Genomic DNA, 14,217 nt, shown 5'->3' on the forward strand with positions numbered 1-14,217 from the left:
CGGCCCATCAACCACCTCCTGGCGCAGACGTGGAGCGCCGCACCGCTGCCATTATCGAAGCTGACATTCAGCCAATCTTGATAAATATCAAGGTCATCGAGCCCCACTGCGTCACGCTTGGCCTGAACCGGTGGGCCTTCATCGAGGCTGCCACCGCGGTGGAGGCCATCATGAATACTTACTCAAGACTGCTGCTGATCTGCCATCCAGACCTGCACCCTTCGCCTGCCCTGACGCGTGCTCAAGCGCTGAGCAGTGCGACAGGTGCTACCTTGCACCTGGTGGCGCTCAGTCAATTGCCCTCGCGCCTGGCAACCCTGGACCAGGTGCTACGCAAAAACGCCCGCAAGCAGGACGCCGAGCATCGCAAGGCTTGGCTCGCTGAGCAGGTGAAGGCGCTGGGCGAGCTGGGCATTACCGCCTACGCCGAGACACTGGACGATCAAGACCCGCTCAAGGACTTGATCCGGCTGGCCCAACTGCACCGGGTCGGGATGGTGATCAAGGACATCCAGCACGAAACCGCCTTAAGCCGTGCCCTGCTCACGCCATTGGACTGGCAATTACTACGCCGCTGCCCGATCCCGCTGCACCTGGTAGCCCAGGCTGAAACGAAGCTGCCAACGCGCATACTGGTCGCCGTTGATCTGGTCGAGCACGACCCGGTGATCGACAAGCTCAACGACCACATCCTGCAATCGGCACAGGCACTGGCACAACGCTGCAAGGCGCAGCTGCATTTGCTGCAGGCCTACGAACCCAGCGCCAGTTTCGTCGCCTATGCCGCCGCACCCGTGGCCTGGACCGACAAACTGGTCGAGGAAATGTCAGGTCGTGCGCGCGAGCGCATGGCGACGTTCGGCGGCCACTATGGCATCAAGCCAGACCACCTGCACCTGGTGCGGGGCGCTGCCCGTAACGTGGTCAGCGAATACGCGAACCAGCAAGGCTTCGATGTGGTGGTGATGGGCACGCTCTACCACGAGGGGGTGAGCAAGGTCGTCGGCAGTACTACCGAGCAAACCCTGTACAAGGTTCACTCCAGTATCCTGGCGATTCACGGTTGAACGGTCGCCCACTGGCTGTGCTCGACTAGACACTCACCAAACCGCACAGTGCCATGCAGCTCATGTCGCTGTGAACGACCTCTGGAGCGCAGGGCATGAATGACACCTCGCCGTTGCTGTTCGCCCTGCAAGGCAGCCAGGCCTATGGGAATGCCGTGGCGCAACGCCTGGGCAGGACACTGTCTGCACATGAAGAGCGCGACTACGAGGACGGAGAGCACAAGTGCTGGCCTGGCGAATCGGTGGACGGTCGATCGGTCATCGTCTTCCACTCGCTGTATGGTGACGCGCACCACAGCGCGCATGACAAGCTATGCCGGTTGTTGTTCTTCTGTGGCGCGCTCAAGGACGCTGCTGCCCGCCAGGTGACGGCAGTCACGCCTTACCTCTGTTATGGTCGCAAGGACCGCAAGGTGGAGTTTCAGGACGCTATCATCACTCGCCATGTGGCTCGGCTGATGGAAAGCTGCGGCGTGGACCGCATTGTGGCGCTGGACGTGCACAACCCCAGCGCCTTCGACAACGCCTACCGAATCCCGAGCTGGAACCTGCAATGTACCCCACTGTTCGCCCAACGCCTGGCCCCGCTCCTCGGTGAGCAGGCGGTCACGGTGGTGTCGCCGGATATCGGTGGCGTCAAACGCGCGGAGCAGTTTCGCCAGGTCCTGGCGCACCTGCTGGCGCGCCCGGTCTCGGTGGCCATGATGGAAAAACACCGCCGGCAGGCAGGCCTGAGCGGCGAACACCTGGTCGGTAACGTGGCAGGCAGCACCGTCATCGTGTTCGATGACCTGATCAGCACGGGGCAGACGCTGCTACGCGCTGCCCAGGCCTGCCGGCAGGCCGGAGCCAGCCGCCTACTGGCTGCGGCCACCCACGGCCTGTTCACCACCGGTGGCGAGCTGTTCGACAGCGGCGCGTTCGAACGGGTACTGGTGGCCGACAGCATCGCCCCCTTTCGCCTGCCCGTGCGATGCCTGGCGCAACTGGATATCGTCGATACCAGCGCCTTGGTCGCCGAGTTGCTTGCCAACCGCCCGGGCACTGGCGCATGACCCCGGCGCAGGTGGCGACGGCGGAGCGTCCCTGTTCCTGAAATCGGTCGGGCCATGTGGCCACGAGGCGTGTCGCAGGCCATGCTGATGGTGTTCGCGCAGAGCATCATGGGAACCGCTATAACCGTCTACCCTGCCTCCCTGCCAAAGGCGTAGCCCTTGAAAACTGACCCCCGGCACCATGGGAGCACTGTGCATGCCTATCGACTTCAGACCCGCTCGAGTCTCGGACGCGCATGATATTGCGCGCTTCTTTCAACTGACATCGGAGGGCATGGCCGATTACATATGGAGCAAGCTCGCCGCACCTGGAGAAGCCTTGCTGAGTGTCGGTGCGTCTCGCTATGCCAGAGAACAGGGCGACTTTTCATACAAGAACTGCCTGATGGCCACTTTTGAAGGGCGCGTCATCGGCATGATGCATAGCTATGCCTTGCGCGCAGCGCCTGACAGCCCAGTCGAGACCGACCCCGTCCTCGCGCCTTATTCCGACATGGAAATACCCGATACCTTGTACATATCCAGCCTGGCGCTGGATGAAGCCTGGCGGAGCCAGGGGCTGGGCGCCCAGTTTCTTCGCCACGCCCAGCAGCGCGCTGACGACGCGGGCCTTGATGGGTTGTGCCTGATCGATTACGCAGAAAACCACGGTGCACGCCGCTTCTACGAACGTCATGGTTTTCAAATTGTTAAAACCTGCCAGATCGTTCCGCACCCGATGCTGGGCGTCACCGGTGAAGCCTATTTAATGTATCGCCCTACTCACAACGTGCTCGAGAAACAGCCATGAACCAGAAACTGACCGTGTTCCGCGAACTGGATATCCAACCGCTGCGCGACCTTCCGTTCTTTGAAGAAGTCCTGGAAGGCACCCCTCACACGCTGACGTCCAAGTACTATCACGATGAACAGCAAGGTCGCATTTCCGGAGAATGGGAAGCCAGCACCGGGGCGTGGCGCATCGACTACAAAGTCTGGGAGTTCTGCCATGTCCTGAGTGGATGCTGCGTCATCGAGCTTGAGGGTTGCGCCCCGGTCACACTGGCCGCTGGCGACACGTTCATTATCGAACCGGGCGCCAAGGGCAAATGGACCGTAGTGGAAGACATGAAGAAGAACTTCGTGATCCTCGTGCCCGCGAACTAAGCCACTGAATGCTGGCTGAAGCCGACTATGCTGGTAGCAATCCACACGCCGGCACAGGGGCTGTTAAATGGGCAACAAGCGCAGGTTCGGGCGGGCTGCTGGGCTGATGCTACTGATCCACTTGCTGTTCTCGCCCCTGCTCCATGCGGACACCCCTCAGCCTGGACCAGAGATAGAGGGTGTGATTGCCGAACCCGCGCCGCTGACCGTCATCAACCGCACGGTGCTGGTCTTTCGTGCGACGCTGCTGGGCGAAACACCCACGGTGCGTGCCCAGCGCGCCAAGAAGGTCATCGAGGATACGCTTCAGGAAACAAACGATCTGGAGGTTCGCGTCGACCCTATCCTGCACAGCTACCTGGTGCTGCTGGGCGGGCGCCGGGCATTCATCGTGACGCCACTGGATGCTGCGGCCGATACCATTACAACAGGCGAAGCCGCCGAGCAGGCCGCCGAGAACCTGCGCCTTGTCGTCGAGGAAACCCGCCAGGCGCGAAGCCTGCGGTTCTTGCTCACCGCGGTAGGCTACAGCGCTGCGGCAACCTTGATCTTTTTCATGCTGGTAAAGGCCGCAGGCTACTGTCGACGCAAGCTCCTGGGACTGCTGCCTAAACTGATGGGCAAACACTCCGAGCGCCTCAAGGTCGGCCACACGCAACTGTTCGACCTGCAGAACCTGTACTACCTTATCGACCGCTCTCTCTGGCTGCTGTACTGGTTGCTCGTGTTGTTGTTCTGCTACCAGTGGCTGGGCTTCGTGCTGTCTCAGTTCCCCTACACAAGGTCTTGGGGGGAAAGCCTCAATATCCACCTGATGGCGCTGCTCAACTACCTGATCAGCGGTATTTTGCGTGCCATGCCCGGCCTGGCCGTTGCACTGTCGATCTTCTTCATCGCCCGGGGCATCAGCGCTTTCTCCAAACGTGTGCTAAGGCGCATGGCACGCCCAGGCACATTGAAATGGCTGACCGCCGAAACCTTGCAACCGACCATGCGCCTGACGTCGCTGGCGATCTGGCTATTTGCCCTGGTGATGGCCTACCCCTATCTACCCGGCTCGGGTACCGATGCCTTCAAGGGGTTGTCAGTGTTGCTCGGTCTGATGGTTTCACTGGGGGCGACCAGTGTCATCGGCCAAGGCGCCGCCGGACTGATTCTCACCTACACGCGCACGCTGCGCGTCGGTGAATTTGTACGTGTGGGTGATTACGAGGGCACGGTGACCGAGGTGGGCATGTTCACCACGACCATTCGCACCGGGCTTGGCGAAGTGCTGACACTTCCCAACTCGATGATTACCGGCTCGGTGACCAAGAACTACTCACGAATCGTGCAAGGGCCAGGCTATGTGGTCGACACCGTGGTGACCATTGGCTACGACACCCCGTGGCGTCAGGTCGAGGCGATGTTGCTGGAAGCGGCTCGGCGCACCGACGGCGTGCTGCAAACGCCCATGCCCCAGGTATTCCAGACGGCGCTGTCGGACTTCTACCCCGAGTATCGATTAGTGGCCCAGGCCATTCCGTCAGAGCCCAGGCCACGCGCGCAGCTTTTGAGCCTGTTGCACGCCAATATCCAGGACGTGTTCAACGAGTATGGGGTGCAAATCATGTCGCCTCACTACCTGGGCGATCCCGAGCAACCCAAATGGGTGCCCAAGGAGCAGTGGCACACGGCCCCGTCCAAACCTGAAAACACCGCGTGAGCAATGAGGCCTCAGGTGCCGGTCAGCGCAATGATCACCGGCCCGCAGACTGCCAACAGGACATTGGAAACGGCGTAGCAGACGGAAGCCGATGACCGGCGTGTTGCTCCCCGACTGCTTGAGGATCTTGTTCATCGACGCCGATAAGGGCCAAAAGCATGCCGAGCAACGACCCAACCACCCTGAGCATCGCGCAGGGCCAGGCTCAAACGTCCAGCGCCCCCCTGAGCAAGGCATCAAGCACACGCGCGACGTCAGCACCCTGCTCGTCCAGCAGGCACACCGGCAGCCCGTGCAAGGCCGCTTGCACACCGGCCAGCCCCTCGCCCGTCAAGGCCAGCGGACAAGCAATGTCCATCTGCAGCGAGCGCAGGCGCTTGGCCAAGGCAGGGCTCACCGGCGGCTGCAGCGCGATCACCAGTGCCGCAGGCTGCATCGCCGCACACAGCAGCGGGAGCTCTTCCAGCGGCTGCCCGCAGCCGAGCACTTCGATGCGTTGTTGCTCGCTGCTCAACAGCAGCCCGGCGCACAATACCTGGCACTCGGCTTGCCCCTCGGTACCCGCCAGCAGCACCCGTGGCGCATCGGCCTGGTTCATCTGCAAGCGCAGCAACAGCCGGGCGCGCAAGAACGTATCGAGAAACAACCATTGGCTACGCTGGCCTGGCGCAGTGCCTGAAGCCAGCTCGTGCCAAACCGGCATCAGCACTTCCCGCAGCACCGTGGCCTTTGGCAAGAGTGTGAACAGCTGCCCATGGATAGCTTCCAGCGCCTGCGCATCGAATGCCCTGGAGGCGCGTGCAACGGCGGCGCGCCAATCGTCAAAGGCCGAGGGCTGCTGCACAGGCGCCTCAGGCTGGCCGGCGAGCCTGTCGCTAACCTTGCTGATGGGCAGGCCGTTGGCGGTCCAGCGCAAGATGTCGCGTATGCGCTGCACATCCTGGGCCGTGTACAAGCGATGGCCGCCCTCGGTGCGCTGCGGGCGTATCAACCCATGACGCCGCTCCCAGGCACGCAAGGTCACCGGATTGATGCCGGTCAGGCTGACCACATCGCGCATGGGTAGCAATTCGGGTGGGGTGGCGTCGGTCATAACGAGGTGTCATTCAAGGGGTGATACATTCTAAACCCAGATGCACCTTCTGCGGCGAGCCTCCTTGGTTCATCATGCAACAAACGGCGCCAAAAGCTTCTGCACGGAAGCCTTCGGCGCACATCGCATACGAAGTGTCTGTAGGTGAGCCCCATGATCAACGCAAAACTCCTGCAACTGATGGTCGAACATTCAAACGATGGCATCGTCGTCGCCGAGCAGGAAGGCAATGAAAGCATCCTTATCTACGTCAACCCGGCCTTCGAGCGCCTGACCGGCTATTGCGCCGACGATATCCTCTATCAGGACTGCCGTTTTCTTCAGGGCGAGGATCACGACCAGCCGGGCATCGCAACCATCCGCGAAGCGATCCGCGAAGGCCGCCCCTGCTGCCAGGTGCTGCGCAACTACCGCAAAGACGGCAGCCTGTTCTGGAACGAGTTGTCCATCACACCCGTGCACAACGAGGCGGACCAGCTAACCTACTACATCGGCATCCAGCGCGATGTCACAGCGCAGATATTCGCCGAGGAAAGGGTTCGCGAGCTGGAGGCTGAAGTGGCAGAACTGCGCCGGCAGCAGGGCCAGGCCAAGCGCTGACAAAAAACCTATACAAGAACGTTGACTTGTATAGATAAAAGCTTAGGCTTCAGTTATACCTGTACAACAATTCAATGTTGTACAGGATTGCCTGGAGCCCAGTATGTCAGCGTACCTACAGCAGTTCGCCGAGCGCTTCGCCCGCCTTGATGGGGCGAGCCTCGACACGCTGGATAAACTGTACAGCGACGATGTCACCTTCCGTGATCCCCTGCACCAGATACAGGGGCTGCAGGCCCTGCGCGCCTACTTCGAGCAGTTGTACGCCAACGCCACCGATATCCGCTACGCCTTCACCAGCGCCGACGAGATAAAGCCCGGGCAAGGTTACCTGCGTTGGACACTGCAGTTTTGCCACCCGCGCCTGGCGGGGGGCCAGCCGATCACGTTGCAAGGATGCAGCTGCCTGCATTGGCGCGACCGTGTGCATTTTCACCAGGACTATTTCGACGCCGGTGCCCTGCTTTATGAGCACCTTCCCCTCATGGGCACTGCGATCCGCTGGCTCAAAGGCAGGCTGGCATGAGCCGCTGTTGGCTGACCGGCGCCAGCAGCGGTATCGGTGCCGCGCTCGCGCAAATCCTCCTGGAACAAGGCCACCAGGTCGCCTTGGGCGGGCGCCACGCCGACCGCCTTGCCCCGCTGGCCGAACGGTTTCCTGGGCAGGTATTGCTGGCCATTGGCGATCTTGACAACCCGGAGCAGGTCGCCGGCATCGCTGCGCATATCGAGCAGGCCTGGGGGGGCCTGGACATGGCCATTTTCAATGCCGGCACCTGCGAATATCTGGAGCCGGGGCATTTCGATCCGGCGTTGGTCGAGCGCGTCATGCGCACCAACCTGCTGGGCGTCAGCTACTGCCTGGCGGCGGCACTGCCCTTGCTTCGCGCAGGCCAACACCCCCACCTGGTGGTCATGGGCAGTTCGGTGACCTGGCTGGCCCTGCCCCGCGCTGGCGCCTATGGCGCGTCCAAGGCTGCAGTGCGCTATCTGGTGGAATCACAGCGAATCGACCTGGCTCGCGAAGGCATCGCGGTCACCCTGGTGAGCCCAGGTTTCGTGGACACGCCACTGACCCGTCGCAACGATTTCCCCATGCCACAGCTGTGGTCTGCGCAGCGTGCCGCCCGGCATATCGCCAGGCGCCTGCCCGGCCGCCCCCTGGAAATCAACTTCCCCGGTCTTTTCACCTGGGTGTTGCGCCTGCTCGGGGCGCTGCCCGCGCGCTTGCGCCTGGCGCTGGGCCAACGCCTCGCCCGTCATGAACAGGAATGATGATCCATGCGTATAGCAATCATCGGCAGTGGCATCGCGGGGCTGACCTGCGCCCATTTGCTGTCACGCAAGCACGAAGTCACGGTTTTCGAGGCCGAGCAATGGGTCGGGGGCCACACCCACACCCTTGATGTGGTCTGGAAAGGCCAGCGGCATGCGATAGATACCGGTTTTATCGTCTTCAACGACTGGACGTACCCGAACTTCATCCGCTTGCTCGACCAGCTCAAGGTCCCTTCACAGCCGACCGAGATGAGTTTTTCCGTGCATGACCCGATGACGGGCCTGGAATATAACGGCCACGACCTGAACACCCTGTTCGCCCAACGCAGCAACCTGGTGTCCCCAGGGTTCTGGGGGATGATCCGGGACATTCTGCGTTTCAACCGTCAGGCACTGGCCGACCTGGACAACCAGCGTATCGATGCCAGCACCACGCTGGGCGACTACCTTCACGCGAACCGCTATGGGCAACGCTTCATCGATCATTACATCGTGCCAATGGGGTCGGCGATCTGGTCGATGTCTCGCGCAGACATGCTCCACTTCCCGCTTGAGTTCTTTGTGCGCTTCTGCCGCAACCACGGCTTGCTGTCGGTCAACCAACGTCCACAGTGGCGGGTGATCAAAGGCGGCTCGCGCAGCTATGTCGCACCGCTGTGCCGACCGTTCGCTGAGCGCATCCGCCTCAACTGCAAGGTTTACCGGGTCAGCCGCGACGAAGGTGGCGTGACCCTCGTGAGCGCGGCCGGCACCGAGCGCTTCGACAATGTGGTGTTCGCTTGCCACAGCGATCAGGCCCTGGCACTGCTGGAAAACCCCAGCAACCAGGAGCGCGCCGTACTCAGCGCCATCGATTACGCCAGCAACGACGTGGTGCTGCATACCGATACCCGTCTGCTGCCACGCCGCCAGCGCGCCTGGGCCAGTTGGAACTACCGCCTGGGCGGCCCTGAGCGGGCTCCCGCCGCGCTGACCTACAACATGAACTTTCTGCAGGGTATCCAGGCACCGACAACCTTCTGCGTGAGCCTCAACCAGACCGCACTGATAGACCCGGCGCAGGTCATCGCCCGTTTCCAGTACGCCCATCCCCAGTACAGCGTTGCAGCATCAGCTGCCCAAGCATGCCAAGGGCAACTGCAGGGTCAGCAGCACAGTTACTTTTGTGGCGCCTACTGGGGCAATGGCTTTCATGAAGACGGGGTGGTCAGCGCACTGAAGGTGGCCGCGCACTTCGGAGAGCAACTGTGAACAGCAGCCTCTGCCTGGGCTGGATCAGCCACCGACGGCTGACGCCGCGGGTCCACGCGTTCCGCTACCGGATCGGCATGTTCTACCTGGACCTGGACGAACAATCCTGGCTGATGGGCCTGTCACGCTGGCTGGGACGCTGGCGTCTGGCGCCGTTGTGCTGGCGCGAGACCGACTACCTGCCCGCCCAAACCCGCCAAGGCGAATCGCTGGCCCAGGCTGCACGCTTGCTGGTCGGGCAGGCGACGGGGCACCTGCCCGAAGGCCGGGTTCAGCTGCTCACGCAACTGCGGTGCTGGGGGCTGTCGTTCAACCCGGTGAGCTTCTATTTCTGCCATGACCGCGACGGGCGCCTGAGCGCGATCCTGATGGAAGTGCGCAACACACCCTGGCGTGAACGCTTTCATTACGTGCTACCGGTGCAAGGCAACCTTGCCAGGCCCTTCAGCGTCGGCAAGGCCTTCCATGTGTCACCGTTCATGCCGCTGGACATGGACTATCGCCTGCGCTTCTTCCTGGACACGGACCATGTACGCATTCAGATGCAGAACTGGCAAGACGGCACAAAGGTGTTCGAGGCCGACCTCGCCCTGCGCCGCACGCCACTGGATGGAGCAGCGCTGCGTCGGTATGTCCTGAACTTCCCATGGATGAGCCTGCGCACTGTCTCGGCCATCTACTGGCAAGCGCTTCGCCTGTTACTCAAACGCACCCCCGTGCATGACCACACCACCTGCCAGGGTGACCTGGCACTCGGCCAACCTTGCGAGGACCTTGATGATGTCAAATCCCACCCTGAGCGTTAGCAAGTTCGCAGGCCTTGCGCCCCTGCTCGGCGGGCTGGCACGAAGCGCCGTGCTCGCCCAGTTGGGCAAGCTGCGTCACGGCCACCTGCGCCTGCTCAGCCACGGGCAGCAGTGGAGTTTCGGTGATGCCGACAGCCCGTTGCAGGCCGAGGTGGAGATCCTCGATGACGCCACCTGGAGCCTGATCGCCGGCAATGGCTCGATCGGTGCTGGCGAAGCCTACATTCACGGCTATTGGCGCAGCGCCGACCTGGCGCTGGTGACCCGCCTGTTCGTCGCCAACCTTGAAGTGCTCGACGCGCTCGAGGGCGGCCTGGCCCGCCTGGGCCGCCCTGCCCTGCGCCTGCTGCACCGGCTCAACCGCAACGACAAGCGCGGCGCCCGGCGCAACATTCTGGCCCACTACGACCTGGGCAATGCCCTGTTCGAGCGGCTGCTGGACCCCACCATGATGTATTCGGCTGCGCAATTCGAACACCCGGGGCAAACACTGGAGCAGGCCCAGTTGCACAAGCTGGAGCGCATCTGCCAGAAGCTCGAACTGAGCCCTGACGATCACCTGCTGGAAATTGGCAGCGGCTGGGGCAGCCTCGCTATCCACGCAGCCACCCGTTACGGCTGCAGGGTCACCACCACGACGCTCTCCGAGGCGCAGTACAGCCATACCCTGGAGCGCGTCAAGGCCTTGGGGCTGGGGCAGCGCGTGCAAGTGCTCCGCGAAGACTACCGCGACCTTCAAGGCACGTTCGACAAACTGGTTTCGATCGAGATGATCGAAGCGGTTGGCCATCGCTACCTGCCGGTGTACTTCCGCCAGTGTGCTTCGCTCATCAAACCTGAAGGCCTGATGCTATTGCAGGCAATCACCATCCGCGACCAGCGCTATGCCCAGGCGCAGCGCTCGGTCGACTTTATCCAGCGGTACATCTTCCCCGGTGGCGCCCTGCCTTCGCTGAGCGTGTTGCTCGACACCGCCAGCCGGCACACTGGCCTGAACCTTGTGCACATGGAAGATTTTGGCCTGGACTACGCCCACACCCTGCGACACTGGCGCGAAAACCTGCGTCAGGCACGCACTGCGCTGACGGACCTTGGCTACGACGACATGTTCCAGCGCTTGTGGGAGTTTTACCTCTGCTACTGCCAAGGCGGTTTCGAGGAACGCGCCATCGGTGTTGCGCACCTGCTCTGGGCAGCACCCCAGGCACGCCGCGCGCCCTTGCCTGGCAGTGCCTGATGCGCAGCCGCTGGCTGATCGCCAATGCCCTCTGGCTGCAAGCCGGCTGGTGGATCTGCGTGCTGGGGGCCGAGCGGCCCTTGTTGTTGCTGCTGGTGATTCCGGGCGTGGCAGTGCACCTGCGCCTGTGCCCGGACATCCATGCCGAGGTCAAGGCGCTGGTGCGCGTCACCTTTATCGGCTGTGTGCTCGACAGCGTGCTGGGAGCACTGGGGGTGTTCGGTTTCGACGCCTGGCCCCTGCCGCTGTGGCTAGCGCTGCTGTGGTTGGTGCTGGCCAGCGGGATGCGTCACAGCCTGGCATGGGCCGGCAGGCACTGGCGAATCGGCGCACTGCTGGGGGCGATTGGCGGCCCTCTGGCCTACGTAGGCGGCGCCAGGCTGGCAGGTGTCTCCTTGCCCTTGGGCGCGCTGGAAACCGGCCTGCTACTGATGCCGATTTGGGCGTTGGCCCTGCCCCTGCTGGCGCGCATCGCGGCGCGGCGCTGACCGGCGACATCGCTCGGAGCAGTAACGCACCTGCTCCCAACAGCGTGCCCAGCGCTTGCGCCAGGTGAACGGCCGGCCACACACCACGCAAACCTTGCTGGGCAGAAGGCTCTTTTTCATAACGCCTGCCCCGCATCGAGCCGCGCCAGCAATGACTGGCCACGTTGCCACACGGCATCGCGACGGCCAGCGGGCATGCCATCGAGGCTACGATAAACCAGGGCCAGGCGCGGGTTAGCCGAGAGCTGGGGGCGATGGCGAATGAGAAAATGCCAATACAAGGCATTGAACGGGCAGGCCTCCTCTTCGGTCACCTGGTCGACACTGTAACTGCAAGACTTGCAATGATCGGACATGCGCTGGATATAACGACCACTGGCGCAGTACGGCTTGGACCCCAGGTAGCCGCCATCGGCGTGCATCACCATGCCAAGCGTGTTGGGCAGTTCGACCCACTCGAAGGCATCCATGTAGACCGCCAGGTACCACTCACAAATCGCGGTCGGCACGATACCGGCCAGCAAGGCGAAGTTGCCGGTAACCATCAACCGCTGGATATGGTGAGCGTAGCCCAACCGCAGGGTCTGCCCGATGGCTTGGGCCATGCAGCGCATGCGGGTGTGCCCGGTCCAGTAGAATTCTGGCAGCGCCCGGTCGTTGTTCAGGTGATTGAGCCCGGCATACGCCGGCATGCGCTGCCAATAGATGCCACGCACATACTCACGCCAGCCGATCAACTGGCGAATGAAGCCTTCGGCTGCATTGAGCGGCACCCGCCCCTCGCGCCAGGCTTTGTCGACGTCGTCGCACAAACGACGCACATCCAGAAGCCCGATGTTGAGCGCCGCACTGATGCGCGCATGAAACAGGTACGGCTCGCCTTCGGCCATCGCATCCTGGTAGTCACCGAAAGCCGCCAGGCCGAAATCCAGAAAATGCTGCCACAGCTGTTGTGCCTCGGCGTGGGTCACGGGGTAGTCGAAACCGTCGACGCCACCGTAATGGTCGCTGAAGCGCTGACGCACCAAGGCCACCACCGCTGCGGTGATGTCGTCTTGCGCGAAATGCGCAGCGAACGGGCCACGCAGCTGCCGTGGCAACGGTTTGCGATTGTCGCCATCGAAATTCCAGGCCCCACCTGCCGGGCTGCCGTCAGGCTCCATGAGCAGGCCGGTTCGCTTGCGCATGCCACGGTAGAAGTGCTCCATACGAAGCTGGCGACGTTCTGTGGCCCAGCGCCCGAAGGCTTCACGGGAGCACAGAAAACGCGTGTCGCGAAACCATACAAGCGGCAGTTCGGCATCACGCAAGGCCTGCTCCAGGCGCCACTCACCGCACTCGGTCAAGTGAATGTGGGTGGCGCCCAAGGCTTGTTGCCATCGACGCAACTCCCCCACGATGCTGCCGCTGTTACCCTCGGCATCCAGCTCGACATAGTGCACCTGCCAACCCCGTTCACGCAGGGCCTGGGCAAAATGCCGCATGGCGCTGAAGATGAGAATGATCTTCAGCGGATGATGCGGTACGTATCGGGCCTCCCCCTCCACTTCCGCCATCAGGACCGCATCGCGAGCAGGGTCAAGGGACGCCAGACTTGCCAGGTCGAACGACAGCTGGTCACCCAGCACCAGGCCCAGGCGCATCGTCCGGGCTACCACTGGCTGGTGAGCGTTACCGGTACGCGCAGCGGCGCGATGGGGCCGTCGCGTTGCCCGCACATCTCATCGTGCACCACCTGCTGCACCAGCATGCAGGGCACCGGCGGCAGGTCGGCCAGCAACTGCCGCAGTTCGGTCGTGGAGCGCACGCGCACGGGCTGCCCCTGGGCATCGCTCAATGTCACAGGGCCGGCGTCGGTCAGGGCGCGCAGGAGGTAGAAGCCCCCCTCTAGCGACAGCAGTTCAAGTTCCTTGGCTTCGCCGGTCGAAACCAGCTGGGTCAGCGCGATCAGGTTCATGGTGTGCCCTCTGGCAGGCGGCGGAAGAACAAGGTGATCTGGCCAATCTCAACGCCCAGCTTGCTCATGCTCGAGCGGTTGATCAGGGTGTCGTCATCCATGAGGTACATCCAGTCGTCCAGGTCTACCTGCCAGTGCCGCCCATCGACCGGCAGGTCCAGTTGGTAACGCCATCGCAGCGCGTTGCCCGCCACTTCGCCACGCGCCTCGCCGATCACGTCCCCCGCGGTTCCCCGCCAGCGCCCGGGGCCGTCCGGCACCAGCGTCCAGGTACGTTGCTGGCGTGTGCCATCGCTATAAAGAAAATGTTCGTCGAGGATCAGCCGCTCACCCTCGCGGCGGCTGTCGATGCGCACGTGGAAGCGCTTGACCACCTCCCCGGAACGCTTCTGGAACATCCCCCACGCCTGAACCGGGCGCGAGAAGAACGCCGCCAGGTCCAGCTTCGGTTGCTCCTGGGCATAGTGCTCGACACCGACATTGCCACAACTGCCCAGAAGCAGGCAGGCAGCCAGCAACAGCGCTTTGTACATG

General features: G+C 62.7%; 17 protein-coding genes. 12 read left to right on the forward strand and 5 right to left on the reverse strand.

Annotated features, from left to right (window positions below; translation table 11 throughout):
- Window positions 1–77: 77 nt before the first annotated feature.
- The 5 genes from ACK59Z_RS05245 (at window position 78) to ACK59Z_RS05265 (ending at window position 4,973) form a co-directional block, all read left to right on the forward strand.
- Entirely contained in the window at window positions 78–1,067 is a 990-nt protein-coding gene (locus tag ACK59Z_RS05245; protein ID WP_019751198.1) for a universal stress protein, read from the forward strand.
- Between the two features lie 95 nt (window positions 1,068–1,162).
- Window positions 1,163–2,122 (forward strand): ribose-phosphate diphosphokinase, encoded by a 960-nt coding sequence (locus ACK59Z_RS05250; protein ID WP_409292552.1) that lies wholly within the window; start codon window positions 1,163–1,165, stop codon window positions 2,120–2,122.
- Window positions 2,123–2,318: 196 nt separating this feature from the next.
- Window positions 2,319–2,912 carry a GNAT family N-acetyltransferase gene (locus ACK59Z_RS05255; RefSeq protein WP_258229848.1) on the forward strand — a complete coding sequence of 198 codons (594 nt, stop codon included), beginning with the start codon at window positions 2,319–2,321 and terminating at the stop codon, window positions 2,910–2,912.
- Window positions 2,909–3,268 carry a cupin domain-containing protein gene (locus ACK59Z_RS05260; protein WP_003253997.1) on the forward strand — a complete coding sequence of 120 codons (360 nt, stop codon included), beginning with the start codon at window positions 2,909–2,911 and terminating at the stop codon, window positions 3,266–3,268. Before ACK59Z_RS05255 ends, ACK59Z_RS05260 begins: the two co-directional genes overlap by 4 nt.
- Before the next feature lie 67 nt (window positions 3,269–3,335).
- Window positions 3,336–4,973: a mechanosensitive ion channel family protein gene (locus ACK59Z_RS05265; protein ID WP_319903581.1), complete on the forward strand. Its 1,638-nt coding sequence runs from the start codon at window positions 3,336–3,338 to the stop codon at window positions 4,971–4,973.
- A 205-nt stretch (window positions 4,974–5,178) separates the two neighbouring features.
- On the opposite strand, the gene ACK59Z_RS05270 is transcribed toward ACK59Z_RS05265, so the two are convergent.
- The gene (locus tag ACK59Z_RS05270; RefSeq protein ID WP_108191599.1) at window positions 5,179–6,066 is read right to left on the reverse strand and encodes a MerR family transcriptional regulator; all 888 of its coding nucleotides are present in this window, start codon (window positions 6,064–6,066) and stop codon (window positions 5,179–5,181) included.
- A 153-nt stretch (window positions 6,067–6,219) separates the two neighbouring features.
- On the opposite strand from ACK59Z_RS05270, the gene ACK59Z_RS05275 reads away from it, so the two are divergent.
- From ACK59Z_RS05275 to ACK59Z_RS05305, 7 genes are all read left to right on the forward strand, one after another.
- On the forward strand, window positions 6,220–6,666 hold the full coding sequence (locus tag ACK59Z_RS05275) for a PAS domain-containing protein (protein ID WP_003254000.1): 447 nt from the start codon (window positions 6,220–6,222) through the stop codon (window positions 6,664–6,666).
- Between the two features lie 103 nt (window positions 6,667–6,769).
- Window positions 6,770–7,192: a nuclear transport factor 2 family protein gene (locus tag ACK59Z_RS05280; protein ID WP_108191600.1), complete on the forward strand. Its 423-nt coding sequence runs from the start codon at window positions 6,770–6,772 to the stop codon at window positions 7,190–7,192.
- On the forward strand, window positions 7,189–7,941 hold the full coding sequence (locus tag ACK59Z_RS05285; RefSeq protein ID WP_004576513.1) for an SDR family oxidoreductase: 753 nt from the start codon (window positions 7,189–7,191) through the stop codon (window positions 7,939–7,941). The genes ACK59Z_RS05280 and ACK59Z_RS05285 overlap by 4 nt, the downstream gene beginning before the upstream one ends.
- Before the next feature lie 6 nt (window positions 7,942–7,947).
- On the forward strand, window positions 7,948–9,195 hold the full coding sequence (locus ACK59Z_RS05290) for an NAD(P)/FAD-dependent oxidoreductase (RefSeq protein WP_409292556.1): 1,248 nt from the start codon (window positions 7,948–7,950) through the stop codon (window positions 9,193–9,195).
- On the forward strand, window positions 9,192–10,001 hold the full coding sequence (locus ACK59Z_RS05295) for a DUF1365 domain-containing protein (protein ID WP_108191602.1): 810 nt from the start codon (window positions 9,192–9,194) through the stop codon (window positions 9,999–10,001). Before ACK59Z_RS05290 ends, ACK59Z_RS05295 begins: the two co-directional genes overlap by 4 nt.
- The gene (locus ACK59Z_RS05300; protein WP_108191603.1) at window positions 9,976–11,238 is read left to right on the forward strand and encodes a cyclopropane-fatty-acyl-phospholipid synthase family protein; all 1,263 of its coding nucleotides are present in this window, start codon (window positions 9,976–9,978) and stop codon (window positions 11,236–11,238) included. Before ACK59Z_RS05295 ends, ACK59Z_RS05300 begins: the two co-directional genes overlap by 26 nt.
- Window positions 11,238–11,726: a DUF2878 domain-containing protein gene (locus tag ACK59Z_RS05305; protein ID WP_108191604.1), complete on the forward strand. Its 489-nt coding sequence runs from the start codon at window positions 11,238–11,240 to the stop codon at window positions 11,724–11,726. Before ACK59Z_RS05300 ends, ACK59Z_RS05305 begins: the two co-directional genes overlap by 1 nt.
- Here ACK59Z_RS05305 and ACK59Z_RS05310 read toward each other — a convergent pair.
- The 4 genes from ACK59Z_RS05310 to ACK59Z_RS05325 are packed head-to-tail and all read right to left on the reverse strand — an operon-like array spanning window position 11,664 to window position 14,216.
- Complete coding sequence (locus ACK59Z_RS05310) at window positions 11,664–11,846, reverse strand: DUF2256 domain-containing protein (RefSeq protein ID WP_004576510.1); 183 nt, start codon at window positions 11,844–11,846, stop codon at window positions 11,664–11,666. The genes ACK59Z_RS05305 and ACK59Z_RS05310 overlap by 63 nt on opposite strands.
- Complete coding sequence (locus ACK59Z_RS05315; protein ID WP_409292559.1) at window positions 11,843–13,369, reverse strand: cryptochrome/photolyase family protein; 1,527 nt, start codon at window positions 13,367–13,369, stop codon at window positions 11,843–11,845. The genes ACK59Z_RS05310 and ACK59Z_RS05315 overlap by 4 nt, the downstream gene beginning before the upstream one ends.
- Before the next feature lie 8 nt (window positions 13,370–13,377).
- On the reverse strand, window positions 13,378–13,683 hold the full coding sequence (locus ACK59Z_RS05320; RefSeq protein ID WP_003254009.1) for a DUF6482 family protein: 306 nt from the start codon (window positions 13,681–13,683) through the stop codon (window positions 13,378–13,380).
- Window positions 13,680–14,216 (reverse strand): DUF3833 domain-containing protein, encoded by a 537-nt coding sequence (locus tag ACK59Z_RS05325; protein ID WP_019751189.1) that lies wholly within the window; start codon window positions 14,214–14,216, stop codon window positions 13,680–13,682. Before ACK59Z_RS05325 ends, ACK59Z_RS05320 begins: the two co-directional genes overlap by 4 nt.
- Window position 14,217 lies beyond the last annotated feature (1 nt).

The organism is Pseudomonas sp. KCJK9058, from assembly GCF_046230975.1.
In the GTDB taxonomy this organism is placed as follows: domain Bacteria; phylum Pseudomonadota; class Gammaproteobacteria; order Pseudomonadales; family Pseudomonadaceae; genus Aquipseudomonas; species Aquipseudomonas alloputida.

Excerpts from the sequence above, each read along its gene's own strand:
- ACK59Z_RS05265 (WP_319903581.1), top strand. The coding sequence starts at position 3,336 with ATGGGCAACAAGCGCAGGTTCGGGCGGGCTGCTGGGCTGATGCTACTG.
- ACK59Z_RS05285 (WP_004576513.1), top strand. The coding sequence starts at position 7,189 with ATGAGCCGCTGTTGGCTGACCGGCGCCAGCAGCGGTATCGGTGCCGCG.
- ACK59Z_RS05270 (WP_108191599.1), bottom strand. The coding sequence starts at position 6,066 with ATGACCGACGCCACCCCACCCGAATTGCTACCCATGCGCGATGTGGTC.
- ACK59Z_RS05260 (WP_003253997.1), top strand. The coding sequence starts at position 2,909 with ATGAACCAGAAACTGACCGTGTTCCGCGAACTGGATATCCAACCGCTG.
- ACK59Z_RS05280 (WP_108191600.1), top strand. The coding sequence starts at position 6,770 with ATGTCAGCGTACCTACAGCAGTTCGCCGAGCGCTTCGCCCGCCTTGAT.
- ACK59Z_RS05275 (WP_003254000.1), top strand. The coding sequence starts at position 6,220 with ATGATCAACGCAAAACTCCTGCAACTGATGGTCGAACATTCAAACGAT.
- ACK59Z_RS05255 (WP_258229848.1), top strand. The coding sequence starts at position 2,319 with ATGCCTATCGACTTCAGACCCGCTCGAGTCTCGGACGCGCATGATATT.
- ACK59Z_RS05310 (WP_004576510.1), bottom strand. The coding sequence starts at position 11,846 with ATGAAAAAGAGCCTTCTGCCCAGCAAGGTTTGCGTGGTGTGTGGCCGG.
- ACK59Z_RS05320 (WP_003254009.1), bottom strand. The coding sequence starts at position 13,683 with ATGAACCTGATCGCGCTGACCCAGCTGGTTTCGACCGGCGAAGCCAAG.
- ACK59Z_RS05325 (WP_019751189.1), bottom strand. The coding sequence starts at position 14,216 with ATGTACAAAGCGCTGTTGCTGGCTGCCTGCCTGCTTCTGGGCAGTTGT.
- ACK59Z_RS05250 (WP_409292552.1), top strand. The coding sequence starts at position 1,163 with ATGAATGACACCTCGCCGTTGCTGTTCGCCCTGCAAGGCAGCCAGGCC.
- ACK59Z_RS05315 (WP_409292559.1), bottom strand. The coding sequence starts at position 13,369 with ATGCGCCTGGGCCTGGTGCTGGGTGACCAGCTGTCGTTCGACCTGGCA.
- ACK59Z_RS05300 (WP_108191603.1), top strand. The coding sequence starts at position 9,976 with ATGTCAAATCCCACCCTGAGCGTTAGCAAGTTCGCAGGCCTTGCGCCC.
- ACK59Z_RS05290 (WP_409292556.1), top strand. The coding sequence starts at position 7,948 with ATGCGTATAGCAATCATCGGCAGTGGCATCGCGGGGCTGACCTGCGCC.
- ACK59Z_RS05305 (WP_108191604.1), top strand. The coding sequence starts at position 11,238 with ATGCGCAGCCGCTGGCTGATCGCCAATGCCCTCTGGCTGCAAGCCGGC.